The following is an 18,391-nucleotide window of genomic DNA, read 5'->3' on the forward strand; positions in this document are numbered from 1 at the left end:
GGGGAGGAACTCGCCTTTCGGCGGGCGTACCGCTCGCCTACGGGTTCGCCGCGTCCACCGGATCGGCAGGATGCGGAGCCACCAGGGGCAACCGCGACGCCAGGCGCTGCTCGCACAGTTCGACCAGGCGGTCGTACCCCGCCTTGCCCATCAGTTCCGTCAGCTCCGGACGGTACGAGACGTACACCGGGTCGCCCGCGCCGTGCGCCGACGTCGCCGAGGTGCACCACCAGTGCAGATCGTGGCCGCCCGGACCCCAGCCGCGCCGGTCGTACTCGCCGATCGACACCTGGAGCACCCGTGTGTCGTCGGGCCGGTCGATCCAGTCGTACGTACGGCGGATCGGCAGCTGCCAGCAGACGTCCGGCTTGGTCTCCAGCGGCTCGCGGCCCTCCTTGAGCGCCAGGATGTGCAGCGAGCAGCCCGCGCCCCCCGCGAAACCGGGCCGGTTCTGGAAGATGCACGACCCCTTGTACGGCCGGGTCTGGCGGTCGCCGTCCTCGTCCTCGGAGACCCAGCCGGTCTCCGTGCCCACGTCGTGGAACTGCCAGATCTCGGGCGTGAGCCTCGCCACATGCCCGGCGACGCGCTTCTCGTCGTCCTCGTCGGAGAAGTGGGCGCCCAGACTGCAGCACCCGTCGGCCGCGCGGCCCGGCTGGATGCCCTGGCAGCCGCTGCCGAAGACGCAGTTCCAGCGCGAGGTCAGCCATGTCAGATCGCAGCGGAAGATCTGCTCGTCGTCCGCCGGATCAGGGAACTCCACCCACGCGCGGGCGAAGTCGAGCCCCTTCTCGTCCGGCACCGCGGACTTCGCCGCGTCCTTCGTCCTCGACCTGGAGGGCTTGGACGCCGCCTTCGCCCGCGAGGAGCCGTCGGCCGCGGCCGATCCCGCTGCCGACTTGTCGGCCTTTGCCTTTTTCGTCTTTGGCACCAGACCAGGGTACGGCGCCCGAGGCCACATCGAGGACGGTGCACGGCTCCGCTGGCAGTAGCGTTCCGCCCATGAGACTCGGTGTCCTCGACGTGGGATCGAACACGGTGCATCTGCTGGTGGTGGACGCACATCCCGGCGCGCGCCCCCTGCCCGCGCACTCGCACAAGGTGGAGCTGCGCCTTGCCCAACTCCTCGACGGAGCCGGGGCCATCGGCCCCGAAGGGGTCGACAAACTCATAGGCGTCGTCCATGAGGCGCTCCAGGCCGCCGAGGACAAGGGCGTCGAGGAGCTGCTCCCCTTCGCCACCTCCGCGGTACGGGAGGCCAGCAACGCCGACGACGTCCTCACCCGCGTCAAGGACGAGACCGGCGTCGAACTGCAGGTCCTGACCGGCTCGGAGGAGGCCCGGCTGACCTTCCTCGCCGTCCGCCGCTGGTTCGGCTGGTCGGCGGGCAAGCTGCTCGTCCTCGACATCGGCGGCGGCTCCCTGGAGATCGCGTACGGCATAGACGAGGAGCCCGACGCCGCCGCCTCGCTGCCGCTGGGCGCCGGCCGTCTCACCGCGGGCTGGCTCCCGGGCGATCCGGCCACCCCCGACGACATCCGCGCCCTGCGCCGTCATGTCCGGGCCCAGATCGCCCGTACGGTCGGCGAGTTCAGCCGCTTCGGCGCGCCCGACCATGTCGTCGCCACGTCCAAGACCTTCAAGCAGCTCGCCCGTATCGGCGGCGCCGCCCGCTCCACCGAGGGTCTCTATGTGCAGCGCGACCTCAAGCGCGAGGCTCTGGAGTCCTGGGTCCCCAAGCTCGCCGGCATGACCACCGCCCAGCGCGCCGCCCTCCCCGGCGTCTCCGAGGGCCGCGCCAACCAGCTTCTCGCCGGTGCGTTGGTGGCCGAGGCGGCGATGGATCTCTTCCAGGTGGAGACCTTGGAGATCTGCCCGTGGGCGCTGCGGGAGGGTGTGATTCTGCGGCGGCTGGATCACATGGGCGGTACGGCGTAGGTCTCGGCAGCTGGGGTGCGTGGTCGGGTGCGGGTGCGTGGGGCTTCTCGCGCAGTTCCCCGCGCCCCCAAAAGACACAGGCCCTGCGGGCCTGAAAAGCACCGGGCGCAGCCCGTGCTTTTCAGGGGCGCGGGGAACTGCGCGAGAAGCCCCACCGGGCCCGCACCCGACAACGCCCCCGCACCCCCACGGCGCCCACCCGCCCGGCCCCCCGCCCCACCCCACCCGGCCCACCCCGTAGGCTGTCCCGCGTGGCAGAACCCGTACGGATCCCGGATGCGAAGGTCGCCCTGTCCACGGCCTCCGTGTACCCGGAGTCGACGGCCACGGCCTTCGAGATCGCCGCGCGCCTCGGGTACGACGGTGTGGAGGTCATGGTCTGGACCGACCCGGTCAGCCAGGACCTGGAGGCCCTGCGCCGCCTCTCCGACTACCACCAGATCCCCATCCTCGCCGTACACGCCCCCTGTCTGCTGATCACCCAGCGGGTGTGGTCCACCGACCCGTGGGTCAAGCTCCAGCGCGCCCAGGCCGCCGCGGAGAAGCTCGGCGCGAGCACGGTCGTCGTCCACCCCCCGTTCCGCTGGCAGCGCCAGTACGCGCGTGACTTCGTCACCGGGATCTGGCGGATGGCGAACGAGACGGACGTCCGGTTCGCCGTCGAGAACATGTACCCCTGGCGCTACCGCGACCGCGAGATGCTCGCCTACGCCCCCGACTGGGACGTGACGAAGGACGACTACCGGCACTTCACGATCGACCTCAGCCACTCCGCGACCTCCCGCACCGACGCCCTGGACATGGTCGACCGCATGGGCGACCGGCTCGGCCATGTGCACATGGCGGACGGCAAGGGGTCGGCCAAGGACGAGCACCTCGTCCCGGGCCGCGGCAGCCAGCCCTGCGCCGAACTGCTGGAGCGTCTCGCCCGGACCGGTTTCGACGGCCATGTCGTGATCGAGGTCAACACCCGCCGCGCCATGTCCGCCGCCGAGCGCGAGGCCGACCTGGCGGAGGCCCTCGCCTTCACCCGGCTGCACCTCGCCTCCGCCGTGCGGGTGCCCCGGCCGTGACCTCGGCCACCCCCCGCCGCCGGGGCCGGCCCTCCCGTACGGAAGCGGCCGACACCCCGGCCGCCCGTGACCGGATCCTCGCCGCGGCCCGCGAGGAGTTCGCCGAGCGTGGCTACGACAAGACGTCCGTACGCGGTATCGCCAAGGCCGCCGGGGTGGACTCGGCGCTCGTGCACCACTACTTCGGTACGAAGGAGCAGGTGTTCGAGGCGTCCATCGAGGTCGCCTTCGGACCCCTGCTGAGCGCCCCCGGCGCGATCGCGGAGGGCCCTCTCGACGGGGTCGGCGAGCGGCTGGCCCGCTTCTTCTTCGGGGTCTGGGAGAACCCGGCGACCCGCAAGGCGCTGCTCGCGATCGTCCGCTCGGCCATGAACAACGAGGTCGCGGCCGCCGTCTTCCGCCGCCTCGTCTCGGCCCAGCTGCTGCGCCGCGTCGCCGCCCGGGTCGACGGCCCGGACGCCGAGCTCCGCGCGGAACTGGCCGCCGCGCAACTCGTCGGCATCGCGATGCTGCGGTACGTGATCAAGGTGGAGCCGCTGGCCTCGGCGGACCCGGAGCAGATCATCAGACGAGTCGCGCCCGTGGTGCAGGCCCACCTCACCGCGCCCCTCTAGGGCCGCTCCGGCAATTCCCGTCCGACAGGCCCGGGGACGCCAGGGCCCCGCGGCCGAGAACCGAGACACCCATCCCGCATTTCGGACAACCTGTCCAACCCTTGGCGCGACGGGCGTACGCTCGACTCAGTCAGAAGTCTCTGATCGCAGTCTCTGAAGGAGTGCCCGCGATGCCCGAGCTGAGGTCCCGCACAGTCACCCACGGCCGCAACATGGCGGGCGCCCGCGCCCTTATGCGCGCCTCCGGTGTACCGGGCGCGGACATCGGCCGCAAGCCCATCATCGCGGTCGCGAACAGCTTCACCGAGTTCGTGCCCGGCCACACCCACCTCCAGCCGGTGGGCCGCATCGTCAGCGAGGCGATCCGCGAGGCCGGCGGCATCCCGCGCGAGTTCAACACGATCGCCGTGGACGACGGCATCGCGATGGGCCACGGCGGCATGCTGTACAGCCTCCCCTCCCGCGATCTGATCGCGGACAGCGTGGAGTACATGGTCGAGGCCCACTGCGCCGACGCCCTGATCTGCATCTCCAACTGCGACAAGATCACGCCGGGCATGCTGAACGCGGCCCTGCGCCTCAACATCCCGACCGTCTTCGTCTCCGGCGGCCCCATGGAGTCCGGCCGGGCCACCCTCGTCGACGGCACGGTCCGCACGCTCGACCTGGTCGACGCGATCTCCGACGCCGTGAACGACAAGATCTCGGACGAGGACATCCTCCGTATCGAGGAGAACGCCTGTCCGACCTGCGGCTCCTGTTCCGGCATGTTCACCGCCAACTCGATGAACTGCCTGACCGAGGCCATCGGTCTCTCCCTGCCCGGCAACGGCTCGGTCCTGGCCACGCACACGGCCCGTAAACAGCTGTACATCGACGCGGCCACGACCGTCATGGACATCACCCGCCGCTACTACGAGCAGGACGACGAGTCGGTCCTGCCGCGCGCCATCGCCTCGTTCGCGGCCTTCGAGAACGCGATGGCCCTCGACATCGCCATGGGCGGCTCGACCAACACGATCCTGCACCTGCTGGCCGCCGCCCAGGAGGCGGGCGTCCCCTTCGGCCTCGACGAGATCAACGCGGTCTCGCTGCGCGTGCCGTGTCTGGCCAAGGTCGCGCCGAACGTCGCCAAGGACCGCACGTACTACATGGAGGACGTGCACCGCGCCGGCGGCATCCCGGCCCTGCTGGGCGAACTGCACCGCGCGGGCCTGCTCAACGAGGACGTGAACTCCGTCCACAGCGCCTCCCTCGCCGACTGGCTGAAGACCTGGGACGTGCGCGGCGGCTCCCCCTCCCCGAAGGCCGTCGAGCTGTGGCACGCGGCCCCCGGCTGCGTCCGCTCCGCCGAGGCGTTCTCCACCTCCGAGCGCTGGGACACCCTGGACGAGGACGCCGAGGGCGGCTGCATCCGCTCCGCCGAGCACGCCTACTCCAAGGACGGCGGCCTCGCCGTGCTGAAGGGCAACCTCGCCGTCGACGGTTGTGTGGTGAAGACCGCCGGCGTCGACGAGTCGATCTGGACCTTCGAGGGCCCGGCCGTCGTCTGCGAGTCGCAGGAGGAGGCCGTCCAGAAGATCCTCATGAAGGAGATCAAGGAGGGCGACGTCGTCGTCATCCGCTACGAGGGCCCCAAGGGCGGCCCCGGCATGCAGGAGATGCTCTACCCGACCTCGTACCTCAAGGGCCGCGGCCTCGGAAAGTCCTGCGCGCTGATCACCGACGGCCGCTTCTCCGGCGGCACCTCCGGCCTCTCCATCGGCCACGCCTCGCCCGAGGCGGCCGGCGGCGGCACGATCGCCCTCGTCGAGGACGGCGACCGCATCCGCATCGACATCCCGAACCGCACGATCGAGCTGCTGGTCGACGACGCCGAGCTGGGCCGCCGTGAGGCCGCCCTGAACGGCGTCTACGCCCCGAAGAACCGCGAGCGCAAGGTGTCGGCCGCGCTGCGCGCCTACGCCGCGATGGCCACCAGCGCGGACAAGGGCGCGGTGCGGGACGTCAGCAAGCTGGGCTGAGGGTCACCGCACGCAGCGCACTGACAGCACGCACAGCACCGAGGTCGTACGGGTGGACGGGAACGATCCGGCGGGTCACCAGCCCGCCGGATCGTTCCCGTCCAGCCCGAGCACGGTCCCGTCGAGCGCGCCCGCGCAGACGCGGCCGTCGATGACGACGGGCTCGGGCAGCGAGGCGGTGACCCGCTGCGAGTCACCGAGCCGCGACGGTGTGTCCCCGCCGACGCGGCCCTTGCGCAGGTCCACCGCGAGCAGCCGCCCGTCGGACGAGGTGAAGTACACATACCGGTCGTCGGCGACGGGCGCCGAACTCCGCGCGACCCCCGTCTCGGTCCGCCACAGCTGCTTGCGGGCCTTCATGTCGACCGCCGCCAGCGCGCCCCCCGCACCGCTCAGCAGATACACCACGTCACCCCGTACGACCGCGCGGGCCTGTTCGAGCCGTACGGGCAGTGCCACCCGGACCGTCTTCCCGGCCCCGGCCCCGGCCCCGGCCTTTGCGCCGGTCCCGGTCCCGGTCGCGGGGTCGTAGCGGACGAGGGCGACCGTGTCGGGGAAGGTGCCGCCGGTCTCGGCGAGGTAGAGGGCGCCGTCCCGCGCGCCGACGGGTTCGAGGTGACCGTCCAGCCGGGCGTCCCAGCGGACGTCCCCCGTCTCCGGGTCGACCGCCGTGATCCGCGTCCGCGCCCGCGCCCCCTCGCCGGTCACATCGGCCACGTACGCCGACGGGTCCCCGTCGAACGACGTGAAGTACGCCTCCGGCCGGCCCGGGATGCGCCGGCTCCACTTCGGGTCCCCGGTGGCGCTGTCCAGACCGGTGACCGTTCCGTCGGCGGCGGTCAGCAGCAGCGTGCCGCCCACGAACCGCCGACCGCTGTACGCGGAGACGTCCCGCTCCCACCGCACCTCGCCGGTGCCGGGATCGAGCGCCTGCAGCCGGCGGTCCTGGTCGGTCAGCACCTGCACCAGTCCACCCGACTCGACGGGCGCGGCCCCCGTGCCCACCGCGTCGTCCCCGTCGACGGTGTGCCGCCACAGCACGCTGCCGTCCGCCGGATCCAGCGCGGAGACCAGCCCCGGCTGGCGGCACAACAGCTTCCCCGCCCCGTACGAGCAGTGCGGCGCGCTCCCGTTCTTCGCCGCCGGCTTGGTGGCCCAGGCCTCGAGCGCGGGCGCGGCGACCGCCGCGCCACTGGCCCGCGGCGCGGTCGCACCGCCGTCCGCCTGCCCACCGTCACCCCCGAGCACCCGCGCCGAGGCGAACCCCCCACCCGCGACGAGCACCAACGAGGCGGCGGCCAGCACGGCCCGCCTCCGCATCCGCCCGGCGGTTCCGGTGCCGTCAGCCGTGTCCTCGTCGGTGGAGAGCCCGGTGCCGTCAGCCGTGTTCCTGTCGGTGGAGAGGTCGGTGCCGTCGATCGGCCCCGGCCCGGACGACGCCCACCCCGAGCTTCCCCGCTCCTTCTCCTTCTCCCTCTCGCTCTCCCTCTCCCTCTCCCGCTGGGTCGGTATGAAGCTCTGGGTGTCGTACGAGGCGGCCACGGACCGCAGTTCGCGCATCAGCTCGTCCGCCGTGGGCCGGTCCTCGGGCTCCTTGGCGAGACAGGCACGGACGAGCGGCGCGAGGTTCGCGGGTACGTCGGTGAGGTCGGGCTCGTCGTGGACGACCTGGTAGGCGACGACGTAGGGGCTGTCGGAGTCGAACGGCCCGCGCCCGGTGGCCGCGTGCACGGTGACCGACCCGAGGGCGAAGATGTCGGCGGCGGGCCCGACCTCCCGGGGCCGCCGGAACTGCTCGGGCGCCATGAACGGCGGGGTGCCGATCAGCTTCCCGGTCTCGGTGCGCAGTTCGCTGTCCTTCGGCCGGGAGATACCGAAGTCGATGACCTTGGGCCCGTCCTCGGCGAGCAGTACGTTGCTGGGCTTGAGATCCCGGTGCACCACCCCGGCGCGATGGATGTCCCGCAGCGCCTCCGCGAGCCCGGCCATCAGCCGCCGCAACTGCCCCGGTGGCATGGGCCCGTTCCGCTTGACGTGCTCGGCGAGGGTCGGACCGGGGATGAAGAGGGTGGCCATCCAGGGCCGGGGACTGTCGGTGTCCGCGTCGACGACCGGCGCGGTGAAGGCACCGCTGACCTGCCGGGCGGCCGCCACCTCCTGCCGAAAACGTCCTCTGAACTCGGGGTCCTTGGCGAACTCGGCGTGCACGACCTTCACCGCGAGCCGCAGCCCCGAAGTCGAGGTGGCCAGATGCACGACACCCATGCCACCGGAACCCAGACACGACTCCAGACGGTACTGACCGGCGTACTCGGGAAGTTCCGCTTCCGCTCCCGGCCCGGTGCCCCGCTGCGGTGCCATGGGTCCACCCCCGTGGTGTTTCGGCCGCTCGCGCGACGTTCGGAGCCTAGTCGATGACACGTACGGGACAGAGGCGGCTTGCTAGCCTTCACGTGCGAAAAACGCACAGGTGTGTGTGTCCTGATTCAGGGGTATCAAAGGGTCCCCATGCCTTGCATGGGGACCAAACGGGGTTGCAAACGGGTTTCAAACGGGGGGAGTTCAGCCATGTCCGTCGAGCATGCAGAAGAGATCACAGGGGACGGCGAGGGGGAGCCGAACGCCACACTTTCGGCCACGGCGGCCGTCCGCCACTACTCGGTCGCGCCGGGCGTCCGCCTCAACGTCCGCAGCGGTCCGAGCACCAGCTACGGCGTCGTCCGCGTCCTCTCCGAGGGCGCCAGCGTGCCGATCTACTGCCAGACCCCGGGCCAGACCATCTCCGGCCCCTACGGCACCACCAACGTCTGGGACAACATCAGCGACGGCCAGTACATCTCCGACGCCTACGTCTACACCGGCAGCGACGGCTACGTGGCGGGCCGCTGCGGCTGACGAGGCCGCTGCGGCTGACGGGGCCGGGGCGGCGAGCGGCGGATCGACGTCGACCTCGTACGTCGTGACCTTGCGATCGCGTGCCGTCATGACGGCACGCGATCGCGACGCTGCGACAGATGGCGGCACGAGATCCCTGTGGAGGGCAGGGGCAGGGGCAGGGGCCGGGCCTGGGCTGGTCCCGGACCGCCCGGTGCCGCACGGCGAGGCCGCTCCCGACGTGAGCCCTTCCCGCTCCGTGGCCGAAAACGACGGCAGCCATAATCGATCCGTGAGCCAGAAACGATCCGTGAGCCAGAGACCGAAGAACACGCGGGCGGAGCCGAAACGGGAGCCGAAGCAGGAGCCGAAGCAACCGGCCCACCAGCCGCGGGAACCGGAATCCTCCCCGGCACCCCAAGGGCCCACAGCCCCCCAGCCGGCTGCGGCACCCCAGGCGACCCCCGCGGGCCCACGCCCGGAAGCCATCCGTTTCTTCGGGACGACCTGGCTGAACCACGACGGCCATTACACGCCCCGCCGCGCGGCCGTCACCCTTGGCTCGCTCGCCGCGCTGGTCGCCTCCTGTCTGGTGCTGCGCCTGGCCTACGAGGGCCTGCAACTGGCCGCGGTCGGCGGTTTCGTCAGCGTCCTGGTCGCCGTCATGTTCGCCGTCTGCAGTGCCCTGGCCTTCGGCCACACCTGGGGCTCCTACACCAAGCGCCCCGACCCGGCCCGCCAGTCCTCCCTGCGCGGCCTCCTCATGATCGGCTTCCTCGGCTCGCTGAGCGCCTACTTCCTCCGCTCCCTGAAGGAGGCTCCCGGCGAGTCCCTGCACCGCGCGGAATACACCACGGCCCGCGACCAGTACGCCCGCCGCACGGCCAAGCGCACGAGAAACCCCGCGAAGCGCCACCGCGGCACCCCGTAAGGGGCGCGGGGAGCGGCGCGATCAACCCCACGAAACCCGCACCCGCACCCGCCCCCTCCCCAACTCCCTTCCGCCTGAGCCACGATGCCTCCATGGCAACCTCCCGCCCCCACCCCTCCCACACCACCCGAGCCCACTCCTTCAACGCCGCCGCGGCCCAGTACGCGGCGAGCCGCCCGTCCTACCCACCCGCCCTCTTCGACACCATCGAAGCCCTGTCCGCCCGCCCCCTCCACGGCTCCCGTGCCGTCGACGTGGGCGCCGGCACCGGCATCTCCACCGCTCTCCTCCACACCCGCGGCGCCCGCGTCCTCGCCGTGGAACCCGGCGCAGGCATGGCGGCCCAGTTACGCCGCACCCACCCCGACATCCCTCTCGTCCGAGGCGACGGCGACGCCCTCCCGCTGGCCACGGCCTCCGTCGACTTCCTCACCTACGCCCAGTCCTGGCACTGGACCGACCCCACCCGCTCGGTCCCGGAAGCCCTCCGCGTACTCCGCCCCGGCGGCGCACTGGCCCTCTGGTGGAACACCGACGCCGTCGAGATCCCCTGGATCGCCGACGCCACCACCCGTATCCACCGCTTCCTCGGCGTGGACCCCGGCACCCCGATCGAGAAGAGCGGCTCCGGCGCCCCCGCCGCCCTCACGGACACCTCCGGCCGCCTCGACTTCACCCGCCGCCAGATCCGCTGGAGCCGCACGGTCCCCCTGGACACCCACCTGGCCAACATCGCCAGCCACTCGGGCTTCCTGGTCCTCGGCGAAGAGGCCACCACCGCGTTCCTCGCCGAGGAGCGAGCCCACCTCCGCGAGCTCTTCCCCACCGAAGCCATCGAAGAGACCTACGACGTGGACCTGCTCCTGGCCATCCGCCCCTGACCCCGACCCCGATCCGGGCCCCGATCCCGATCCTGGCCTCCCTACCCCGACCTCCGCCCCCTCTTCCCCTCTCACTCCCCCTCCCCCTCCCGCCGCCCAAGCCTCCAGGGCCGTCGCACACGCGTGGTCCACATGCCACAGCCCACCCAGTTCCAGCCGCGCCCCCCGCCCCCGAGGCACCCCTTCCAACGCGTCCAGCAGCTTCGGCAACCGCAGGAACGTCGCGTTCCCGGCCACCCGCACCACCACCCCCGCGTCCCCCTGGTCCTCGACCTCCACCCGCACCTGGCTGATGTCCCACGCGGTCTTGGCCACCGCCACCGCGAGCCCCACCAGCACGCCCCCGAACAGACTCCAGGTCACGATCGCCAGGGCGGTCGCCCCCAGCACCACCAACTCACCGCGATCCCGCCCCCGCCACAGCACCCCCACCTCCCGTACGGGCACGAGCCGACACCCCGTGTGCACCAGCAGCCCGGCCACCGCCGCGACCGGAACCACCCCGAGCACCCCGGGCAGCAGCACGGCGAACCCCGACAACCACACCCCGGTCAGCACCCGCGAAGCCCTGGCCCGCACCACGGCCCCCGCCCCCGCCCCCGCATGCCCCGAGGCGGCACCCCCGGCCCCGCTCCGCACCATGAACACCGCCAGCGGCAGCGCCCCGAGCGCCCCGCACACCACGTTCCCGGCGCCCTGGGTGACCAACTCCCGGTCGTGGTCGGTCCGCGGACCGCTCTGCCGCTGATCCCCGGCCGCCGCGCCGAACAACGACTCCGCGGAGGCGATCAGCGCGAGGGCGAGCACGGTCCCCACGAACCCCACCTCCACCAGCAACCCCAGGTCAGCACCCGACGGCACCCGCACGGCCGCCAACAGCCCCCGCACCTCGACCCGTCGCACCCCCAGGTCGAACACCGCCGTCACCAGGGCCGCACCCCCGACGGCCACGAACGGCGCCGGCACCCGACGCGCCCCCCACCGCCACCGAGGCCACACCACCAGTACGGCGACGGTGGCACCCCCGACCGCCAGCGCGCGGGGATCGACGCCCCCGGGCAACGCCCCGAACCCCGCGAGCCTCTCGATCCCCCCACCACCGGGCGCGGCCACGTCCCCCATGGCGTAGAGCTGCCCCGCCACCAGCAGCAGCCCGATCCCGGCGAACATCCCCTGCACCACCGCCACCGACACGGCCCGGAACCACCGCCCCAGCCGCAACGCCCCCAACCCCAGCTGCACCACCCCGGCCCCGAGCACCAGCACACCCAGGGCCGGTAACCCGTACGCCCGCACGACCTCGTACACCAGCACGATCACCCCGGCCGCCGGCCCGCTCACCCGCAGCCCGTTCCCCGGCAGGGCCCCGACCACCAGACCGCCGACGATCCCGGTGACCAGCCCCAACTCCACCGGCACCCCCGAGGCCACGGCGACCCCGACACACAACGGCAACGCCACGAGGAACACCCCGACGGAGGCGGTCACCTCCCCTCGCCACAGGGCACGTGATCGAGAGCGATCCGAGGCACTACGCACGACAGACACACCTCCGGCAGCCGACACGTTCGACAGGGGTGCCCGGCAGAAGAGGCGCGGTCCCGGCAGGCTCACGGGACCTCACCGGCCCCTGGCGGAACTCACAACAGGAGACCGCCACACCTCACCCGGGCGACATCGCGCGGTCGAGAGCCCCACCACCGACCACGCTCCGCAACCAATTGTCACCCAAAGCGAGCAACCATCGCACCCCCTCCCCGCGATCACCGCCCCGCAACGGAAGTGCGCACCCCCGGAGCCCCGCCCTCCGATCACCCCGCCGAGCGCCCGCGCCCCTTCTCACCCCACGTGCGCCTCCTTGTCGCCCCGCGCCGCACCCATCGCGCCCGGCGCCCCCTCCGCCCCGCATCTCCCTTGACGGCGTCCCCGCCCTGCGCAATATTCATCACATGATGAATTACTCGCCGAGCGAGCCGCCACCCCAACCCACCACCCCCGCCGGCGCCCCTCCGCTCCCCGCGGTCCAGGCCCAGGCCCTCACCGTCGCCCGAGGCAACCGCACAGTCCTCCGCGCCCTCGACTTCGCCGTCCCCCGGGGCCAGATCACCGGTCTCCTCGGCCCCTCGGGCTGCGGCAAATCGACCCTGATGCGAGCGATCGTCGGCACCCAGGCCAAGGTCACCGGCACCCTGAACGTCCTCGGCCACCCCGCGGGAGACGCCACCCTCCGCTCCCGCATCGGCTACGTCACCCAGGCCCCCTCGGTCTACGACGACCTGACCGTCCGCCAGAACCTCGCCTACTTCGCCGCGATCCTCGACCCCGGCCGCGCCGCCGCCGACCGCCGCCAAGAGAACGTCACCCGGGCCATCGCCGACGTCGCCCTCACCACCCACGCCGACGCCCTCGCCGGCAACCTCTCCGGCGGCCAACGCAGCCGTGTGTCCCTGGCCGTGGCCCTCCTCGGCACGCCCGAACTCCTGGTCCTCGACGAACCCACCGTCGGCCTCGACCCCGTCCTCCGCCGCGAACTGTGGACCCTCTTCCACACCATCGCCGCCGAACGCCGGGCCACCCTCCTCATCTCCTCCCACGTCATGGACGAGGCCGAGCGCTGCCACCGCCTCCTGCTCATGCGCGAGGGCGAGATCCTCGCCGACGACACCCCCGAGGCCCTGCGCACCCGCACCCACGCGGAAACGGTCGAAGAGGCGTTCCTCCGCCTGGTCGACGAGGCCACGGCAGCCGAACCCACCGCGACCGTGACCGCGCCCACCACCGCCACGACCGACGCACACCACGAGGAGCCGGCGCGATGACCACCACGACCCCGTCCACACCCCCCGCGGCCCCCCGCCCCAGGGCCCTCAGCCACTCCCGTACGACCGCCACCGCCGCCCGGGTCCTCCGCCAGCTCGGCCACGACCCCCGCACGATCGCCCTGCTGATCCTCATCCCGTGCGTGATGCTGTTCCTGCTGCGCTATGTCTTCGACGGAAACCCACGCGTCTTCGACTCCATCGGCGCCTCACTGCTCGGCATCTTCCCGCTGATCACGATGTTCCTGGTCACCTCGATCGCGACCCTCCGCGAACGCACCTCCGGCACCCTGGAACGCCTCCTCTCCATGCCCCTCGGCAAGGGAGACCTCATCGCCGGCTACGCCCTGGCCTTCGGCACCCTGGCGATCATCCAGTCCGCCCTCGCCACGGGTCTGGCCGTCTGGTTCCTCGACCTGGACGTCATCGGCTCCCCCTGGCTGCTGCTGATCGTCGCCCTCCTCGACGCCCTGCTGGGAACCGCCCTCGGCCTCTTCGTCTCGGCCTTCGCCTCCTCCGAGTACCAGGCCGTCCAGTTCATGCCGGCCGTGATCTTCCCCCAGCTCCTCCTCTGCGGCCTGTTCACCCCGCGCCCCGAGATGCACCCCGCCCTGGAAGCCATCTCCGACGTCCTCCCCATGTCCTATGCCGTCGACGGCATGAACGAGGTCCTCCACCACACCGACATGACCGCCACCTTCGTCCGCGACATCGGGATCGTCGCCGGCTGCGCCCTGCTGGTCCTGACCCTGGGAGCGGCCACCCTGAGGCGCCGTACGACATAGCGCCCACCGCGCGCCGACGTTCCGCCCACCGGACACACCAGCCGGACATCCGTGCCCGGTGCGAGGATGGCCCCCGGACGACGCACCCCCGGAGGGCACCCGCACCATGAGCCAGAAAGTCGCAGTCCTCGGCACCGGCAAGATCGGCGAGGCCCTGCTCAGCGGAATGATCCGAGCCGGCTGGGCCCCGGCGGACCTCCTGGTCACCGCCCGCCGCCCGGAACGCGCCGAAGAGCTCCGCGCCCGCCACGGCGTCACCCCGGTCACCAACGCCGAGGCCGCGAAGACCGCCGACACGCTCATCCTCACGGTCAAGCCCCAGGACATGGCCGCCCTCCTCGACGAACTCGCCCCGCACACACCCGCCGACCGCCTGGTCATCAGCGGCGCGGCGGGCATCCCCACCTCCTTCTTCGAGGAGCGCCTGGCCGCGGGCACCCCCGTCGTCCGTGTCATGACGAACACCCCCGCCCTCGTCGACGAGGCCATGTCCGTCATCTCCTCCGGCAGCCATGCGAGCGAGGCCGACCTCGCGCACGCCGAGGAGATCTTCGGCGCCGTGGGCAAGACGCTCCGCGTCCCCGAGTCCCAGCAGGACGCCTGCACCGCCCTCTCCGGCTCCGGCCCGGCGTACTTCTTCTACCTGGTCGAAGCCATGACCGACGCGGGCATCCTCCTCGGCCTGCCCCGCGACAAGGCCCACGACCTGATCGTCCAGTCCGCCATCGGCGCGGCCACCATGCTCCGCGACAGCGGCGAGCACCCCGTCAAGCTCCGCGAGAACGTCACCTCTCCCGCCGGCACGACGATCAGCGCCATCCGCGAACTCGAGAACCACGGAGTACGCGCCGCACTGATCGCCGCCCTGGAGGCCGCCCGCGACCGCAGCCGCGAACTGGCCTCCGGCAAGAAGGACTGACGCCCCGCGCGGTCAGCCGGCCAGCAGACCGATCGCCCGATACGCCCCATCCACCCTCGGCCGAGCCATCTTTCTGGCCTTCTCCGCACCCGACCGCAGCACCCCCTCCACATACGCGGGATCCGCGCACAACTCCTTGTGCCGCTCCCGCAGAGGCCTGAGCAGTTCGACCACGGCCTCCGCCGTGTCCTTCTTCAGCGCTCCGTACGACTCGTACGCGCCGCTCAGGTCCTCGGGCTTCCCACCCCGACAGGCCGCGAGGATCTCCAGCAGATTCGCGAGCCCCGGACGCTCCCGCGGGTCGTAGACGACATCCCGCCCGCTGTCGGTCACGGCCCGCATGACCTTCTTGCGCACCACGTCGGGCTCGTCCAGCAGATAGACGATCCCCGGCCCGACGTCGTCCGTCTTCCCCATCTTCGAGGTGGGGTCCTGCAGATTCATCACCCGCGCCCCGACCTTCGGCGGGGTCGCCCGAGGCACCACGAACGTCTGCCCGTACCGCTGGTTGAACCGCACGGCCAGATCCCGCGTCAGCTCCACATGCTGCGTCTGGTCGTCCCCGACCGGCACCTCGTCCGTCCCGTACGCCAGGATGTCCGCCGCCATCAGTACCGGATACGTCAGCAAGGACAGCCGGACACTTCCGCCCCGCTCCCGCTCCCGCGCCGCCTTCTCCTTGTACTGGATCATCCGCCGCATCTCACCGTCCGTGGCCACGCACTCCAGCAGATACGACAACCGCGCGTGCTCATCCACATGACTCTGTACGAAGACGGTGCACAGCTCCGGATCCAGCCCCGAGGCCAGCAGCAGGGTCGCCGCCTGCCGACTGAGCCTGCGCACCCGCGCCGGATCGTGGTCCACGGTCAGCGCATGCAGATCCACCACGCAGAACAGCGCGTCGGTGCGGTACTGGTCGACCTCGGCCCACCGCCGTACGGCCCCCAGGTAGTTCCCCAGCGTCAGATGCCCCGTCGGCTTGATCCCGCTGAAGACCCGTGCCATCTCTCCACCTCCTGATCAGGACCGCCGCCACCGGCCGGCCGACCCTCGGAAGGGAGAAACGAGAACGGCCGCCAGGGCGGCGGCCGTCGTGTACATACGTGTGTACGGCCGCCGTCAGGCGGCCCACCACTGCTGGTGACACGTACGCGTAGTCATGGGCGCCAGGCTACGCCTCCACGAGGCCGGCCGACAGCGAGTTGACACACCCCGAGCCCCTACGTAGTGTTCTCCGGGTTGTCCGACGTGAGTGCCGACCTCGGTCGGTCCCCGGACAGCCATTCCGCAGGTAACCACCAACAATCGACGACCCGTCGTCGTGCCATTGGCATGTGAATTTGCGAAATGAGGAATCCGCGTTCGAAAGGACGCAGACCCCCGATTAGCTCGGGGGCCGGGAATCCGCTAAAGTCTCACTCGTCGGAACGGCCCAACAGCCGGGAAGGCAACTCCCGCTGACTGGGAATCAGGCCCGAAAGGATCTGATAGAGTCGGACTCGCCGGAAAGGGAAACGCGGAAGCGGAAACCTGGAAAGCACCGAGGAAATCGGAACCGGAAACGGTCTGATAGAGTCGGAAACGCAAGACAGCAAGACCGAAGGGAAACTGCCCGGAGGAAAGCCTGAGCGAGAAGCTCGGGTGAGTACAAAGGAAGCGTCCGTTCCTTGAGAACTCAACAGCGTGCCAAAAATCAACGCCAGATATGTTGATACCCCGTCTCCAGCATCTGCTGGGACGAGGTTCCTTTGAAACAAAACACAGCGAGGACGCTGTGAACCATCGGACTATTCCTCCGGTGGTTCCGCTCTCGTGTGTGTGCACCGGCTGAATTAGTTTTCCGGCCGAGTAAACATTCACGGAGAGTTTGATCCTGGCTCAGGACGAACGCTGGCGGCGTGCTTAACACATGCAAGTCGAACGATGAACCACTTCGGTGGGGATTAGTGGCGAACGGGTGAGTAACACGTGGGCAATCTGCCCTTCACTCTGGGACAAGCCCTGGAAACGGGGTCTAATACCGGATACAACACTCTCGGGCATCCGATGAGTGTGGAAAGCTCCGGCGGTGAAGGATGAGCCCGCGGCCTATCAGCTTGTTGGTGAGGTAACGGCTCACCAAGGCGACGACGGGTAGCCGGCCTGAGAGGGCGACCGGCCACACTGGGACTGAGACACGGCCCAGACTCCTACGGGAGGCAGCAGTGGGGAATATTGCACAATGGGCGAAAGCCTGATGCAGCGACGCCGCGTGAGGGATGACGGCCTTCGGGTTGTAAACCTCTTTCAGCAGGGAAGAAGCGAAAGTGACGGTACCTGCAGAAGAAGCGCCGGCTAACTACGTGCCAGCAGCCGCGGTAATACGTAGGGCGCGAGCGTTGTCCGGAATTATTGGGCGTAAAGAGCTCGTAGGCGGTCTGTCGCGTCGGATGTGAAAGCCCGGGGCTTAACCCCGGGTCTGCATTCGATACGGGCAGACTAGAGTGTGGTAGGGGAGATCGGAATTCCTGGTGTAGCGGTGAAATGCGCAGATATCAGGAGGAACACCGGTGGCGAAGGCGGATCTCTGGGCCATTACTGACGCTGAGGAGCGAAAGCGTGGGGAGCGAACAGGATTAGATACCCTGGTAGTCCACGCCGTAAACGGTGGGAACTAGGTGTTGGCGACATTCCACGTCGTCGGTGCCGCAGCTAACGCATTAAGTTCCCCGCCTGGGGAGTACGGCCGCAAGGCTAAAACTCAAAGGAATTGACGGGGGCCCGCACAAGCAGCGGAGCATGTGGCTTAATTCGACGCAACGCGAAGAACCTTACCAAGGCTTGACATACACCGGAAACGGCCAGAGATGGTCGCCCCCTTGTGGTCGGTGTACAGGTGGTGCATGGCTGTCGTCAGCTCGTGTCGTGAGATGTTGGGTTAAGTCCCGCAACGAGCGCAACCCTTGTTCTGTGTTGCCAGCATGCCCTTCGGGGTGATGGGGACTCACAGGAGACTGCCGGGGTCAACTCGGAGGAAGGTGGGGACGACGTCAAGTCATCATGCCCCTTATGTCTTGGGCTGCACACGTGCTACAATGGCAGGTACAATGAGCTGCGAAGCCGTGAGGCGGAGCGAATCTCAAAAAGCCTGTCTCAGTTCGGATTGGGGTCTGCAACTCGACCCCATGAAGTCGGAGTTGCTAGTAATCGCAGATCAGCATTGCTGCGGTGAATACGTTCCCGGGCCTTGTACACACCGCCCGTCACGTCACGAAAGTCGGTAACACCCGAAGCCGGTGGCCCAACCCCTTGTGGGAGGGAGCTGTCGAAGGTGGGACTGGCGATTGGGACGAAGTCGTAACAAGGTAGCCGTACCGGAAGGTGCGGCTGGATCACCTCCTTTCTAAGGAGCATCTAGCTGCCGCAAGGCAGCCAGAGCCACTACGCAGACAAACGTTCTGCGGTGGTCAGCTCATGGGTGGAACGTTGATTATTCGGCCGGTTCACCGGGCCGGAGGCTGTGAGTACTGCTCGTCAGAGTGTGGAAAACA

The 18,391-nt window shown here is 70.2% G+C and carries 13 protein-coding genes, 1 rRNA gene and 1 pseudogene; 11 read left to right on the forward strand and 4 right to left on the reverse strand.

The genetic code is table 11. The features are described from left to right. Window positions 1–37: 37 nt before the first annotated feature. Window positions 38–931, reverse strand: a complete 894-nt coding sequence (locus J8M51_RS36775) for a hypothetical protein (protein WP_216591844.1) — start codon at window positions 929–931, stop codon at window positions 38–40. Window positions 932–1,002: 71 nt separating this feature from the next. Here J8M51_RS36775 and J8M51_RS36780 point away from each other — a divergent pair, with 71 nt between their 5' ends. From J8M51_RS36780 to ilvD, 4 genes are all read left to right on the forward strand, one after another. Next, on the forward strand, window positions 1,003–1,938 hold the full coding sequence (locus tag J8M51_RS36780) for a Ppx/GppA phosphatase family protein (RefSeq protein ID WP_086762081.1): 936 nt from the start codon (window positions 1,003–1,005) through the stop codon (window positions 1,936–1,938). Between the two features lie 251 nt (window positions 1,939–2,189). Next, complete coding sequence (locus tag J8M51_RS36785; RefSeq protein WP_216591553.1) at window positions 2,190–3,011, forward strand: sugar phosphate isomerase/epimerase family protein; 822 nt, start codon at window positions 2,190–2,192, stop codon at window positions 3,009–3,011. Next, window positions 3,008–3,625 carry a TetR/AcrR family transcriptional regulator gene (locus J8M51_RS36790; protein WP_086762628.1) on the forward strand — a complete coding sequence of 206 codons (618 nt, stop codon included), beginning with the start codon at window positions 3,008–3,010 and terminating at the stop codon, window positions 3,623–3,625. Before J8M51_RS36785 ends, J8M51_RS36790 begins: the two co-directional genes overlap by 4 nt. A 170-nt stretch (window positions 3,626–3,795) precedes the next feature. Further along, window positions 3,796–5,649 carry a dihydroxy-acid dehydratase gene (gene ilvD / locus J8M51_RS36795; RefSeq protein WP_086762625.1) on the forward strand — a complete coding sequence of 618 codons (1,854 nt, stop codon included), beginning with the start codon at window positions 3,796–3,798 and terminating at the stop codon, window positions 5,647–5,649. A gap of 75 nt (window positions 5,650–5,724) precedes the next feature. On the opposite strand, the gene J8M51_RS36800 is transcribed toward ilvD, so the two are convergent. Continuing rightward, window positions 5,725–8,010, reverse strand: coding sequence for a serine/threonine-protein kinase (locus J8M51_RS36800; RefSeq protein ID WP_267299808.1), 2,286 nt, complete (start codon window positions 8,008–8,010; stop codon window positions 5,725–5,727). A gap of 207 nt (window positions 8,011–8,217) precedes the next feature. On the opposite strand from J8M51_RS36800, the gene J8M51_RS36805 reads away from it, so the two are divergent. The 3 genes from J8M51_RS36805 to J8M51_RS36815 all read left to right on the forward strand — a co-directional run bounded on the left by J8M51_RS36805 (window position 8,218) and on the right by J8M51_RS36815 (window position 10,335). Continuing rightward, window positions 8,218–8,544: an SH3 domain-containing protein gene (locus J8M51_RS36805; protein ID WP_086764924.1), complete on the forward strand. Its 327-nt coding sequence runs from the start codon at window positions 8,218–8,220 to the stop codon at window positions 8,542–8,544. A 289-nt stretch (window positions 8,545–8,833) separates the two neighbouring features. Next, the gene (locus J8M51_RS36810) at window positions 8,834–9,454 is read left to right on the forward strand and encodes an EamA/RhaT family transporter (protein WP_398857627.1); all 621 of its coding nucleotides are present in this window, start codon (window positions 8,834–8,836) and stop codon (window positions 9,452–9,454) included. 92 nt (window positions 9,455–9,546) lie between these two features. Beyond that, the gene (locus tag J8M51_RS36815) at window positions 9,547–10,335 is read left to right on the forward strand and encodes a class I SAM-dependent methyltransferase (protein WP_267299809.1); all 789 of its coding nucleotides are present in this window, start codon (window positions 9,547–9,549) and stop codon (window positions 10,333–10,335) included. A gap of 57 nt (window positions 10,336–10,392) precedes the next feature. Here the strand turns inward: J8M51_RS36815 and J8M51_RS36820 are convergent. Continuing rightward, a pseudogene (locus J8M51_RS36820) lies at window positions 10,393–11,874 on the reverse strand (SulP family inorganic anion transporter); the annotation flags it as partial. A 410-nt stretch (window positions 11,875–12,284) separates the two neighbouring features. Between J8M51_RS36820 and J8M51_RS36825 the strand changes: the two are divergent. The 3 genes from J8M51_RS36825 (at window position 12,285) to proC (ending at window position 14,858) form a co-directional block, all read left to right on the forward strand. Further along, window positions 12,285–13,154 carry an ABC transporter ATP-binding protein gene (locus J8M51_RS36825; protein ID WP_267299810.1) on the forward strand — a complete coding sequence of 290 codons (870 nt, stop codon included), beginning with the start codon at window positions 12,285–12,287 and terminating at the stop codon, window positions 13,152–13,154. After that, window positions 13,151–13,939 (forward strand): ABC transporter permease, encoded by a 789-nt coding sequence (locus J8M51_RS36830; RefSeq protein ID WP_267299811.1) that lies wholly within the window; start codon window positions 13,151–13,153, stop codon window positions 13,937–13,939. The genes J8M51_RS36825 and J8M51_RS36830 overlap by 4 nt, the downstream gene beginning before the upstream one ends. A 106-nt stretch (window positions 13,940–14,045) precedes the next feature. Then, complete coding sequence (gene proC, locus J8M51_RS36835) at window positions 14,046–14,858, forward strand: pyrroline-5-carboxylate reductase (protein ID WP_216591811.1); 813 nt, start codon at window positions 14,046–14,048, stop codon at window positions 14,856–14,858. A 12-nt stretch (window positions 14,859–14,870) separates the two neighbouring features. Here proC and trpS read toward each other — a convergent pair whose 3' ends face one another. Further along, window positions 14,871–15,866 carry a tryptophan--tRNA ligase gene (gene trpS / locus J8M51_RS36840; protein WP_216591812.1) on the reverse strand — a complete coding sequence of 332 codons (996 nt, stop codon included), beginning with the start codon at window positions 15,864–15,866 and terminating at the stop codon, window positions 14,871–14,873. Between the two features lie 850 nt (window positions 15,867–16,716). Between trpS and J8M51_RS36845 the strand changes: the two genes are divergently transcribed. Then, window positions 16,717–18,243, forward strand: a 16S ribosomal RNA gene (locus tag J8M51_RS36845). Window positions 18,244–18,391: the final 148 nt, after the last annotated feature.

Source organism: Streptomyces griseiscabiei (assembly GCF_020010925.1).
Taxonomy (GTDB): domain Bacteria; phylum Actinomycetota; class Actinomycetes; order Streptomycetales; family Streptomycetaceae; genus Streptomyces; species Streptomyces griseiscabiei.

Bases quoted from the DNA above. Each gene is read 5' to 3' on its own strand.
- J8M51_RS36780 (WP_086762081.1), top strand. From the start codon at position 1,003: ATGAGACTCGGTGTCCTCGACGTGGGATCGAACACGGTGCATCTGCTG.
- ilvD (WP_086762625.1), top strand. From the start codon at position 3,796: ATGCCCGAGCTGAGGTCCCGCACAGTCACCCACGGCCGCAACATGGCG.
- J8M51_RS36800 (WP_267299808.1), bottom strand. From the start codon at position 8,010: ATGGCACCGCAGCGGGGCACCGGGCCGGGAGCGGAAGCGGAACTTCCC.
- J8M51_RS36805 (WP_086764924.1), top strand. From the start codon at position 8,218: ATGTCCGTCGAGCATGCAGAAGAGATCACAGGGGACGGCGAGGGGGAG.
- J8M51_RS36815 (WP_267299809.1), top strand. From the start codon at position 9,547: ATGGCAACCTCCCGCCCCCACCCCTCCCACACCACCCGAGCCCACTCC.
- J8M51_RS36825 (WP_267299810.1), top strand. From the start codon at position 12,285: ATGATGAATTACTCGCCGAGCGAGCCGCCACCCCAACCCACCACCCCC.
- J8M51_RS36830 (WP_267299811.1), top strand. From the start codon at position 13,151: ATGACCACCACGACCCCGTCCACACCCCCCGCGGCCCCCCGCCCCAGG.
- proC (WP_216591811.1), top strand. From the start codon at position 14,046: ATGAGCCAGAAAGTCGCAGTCCTCGGCACCGGCAAGATCGGCGAGGCC.
- trpS (WP_216591812.1), bottom strand. From the start codon at position 15,866: ATGGCACGGGTCTTCAGCGGGATCAAGCCGACGGGGCATCTGACGCTG.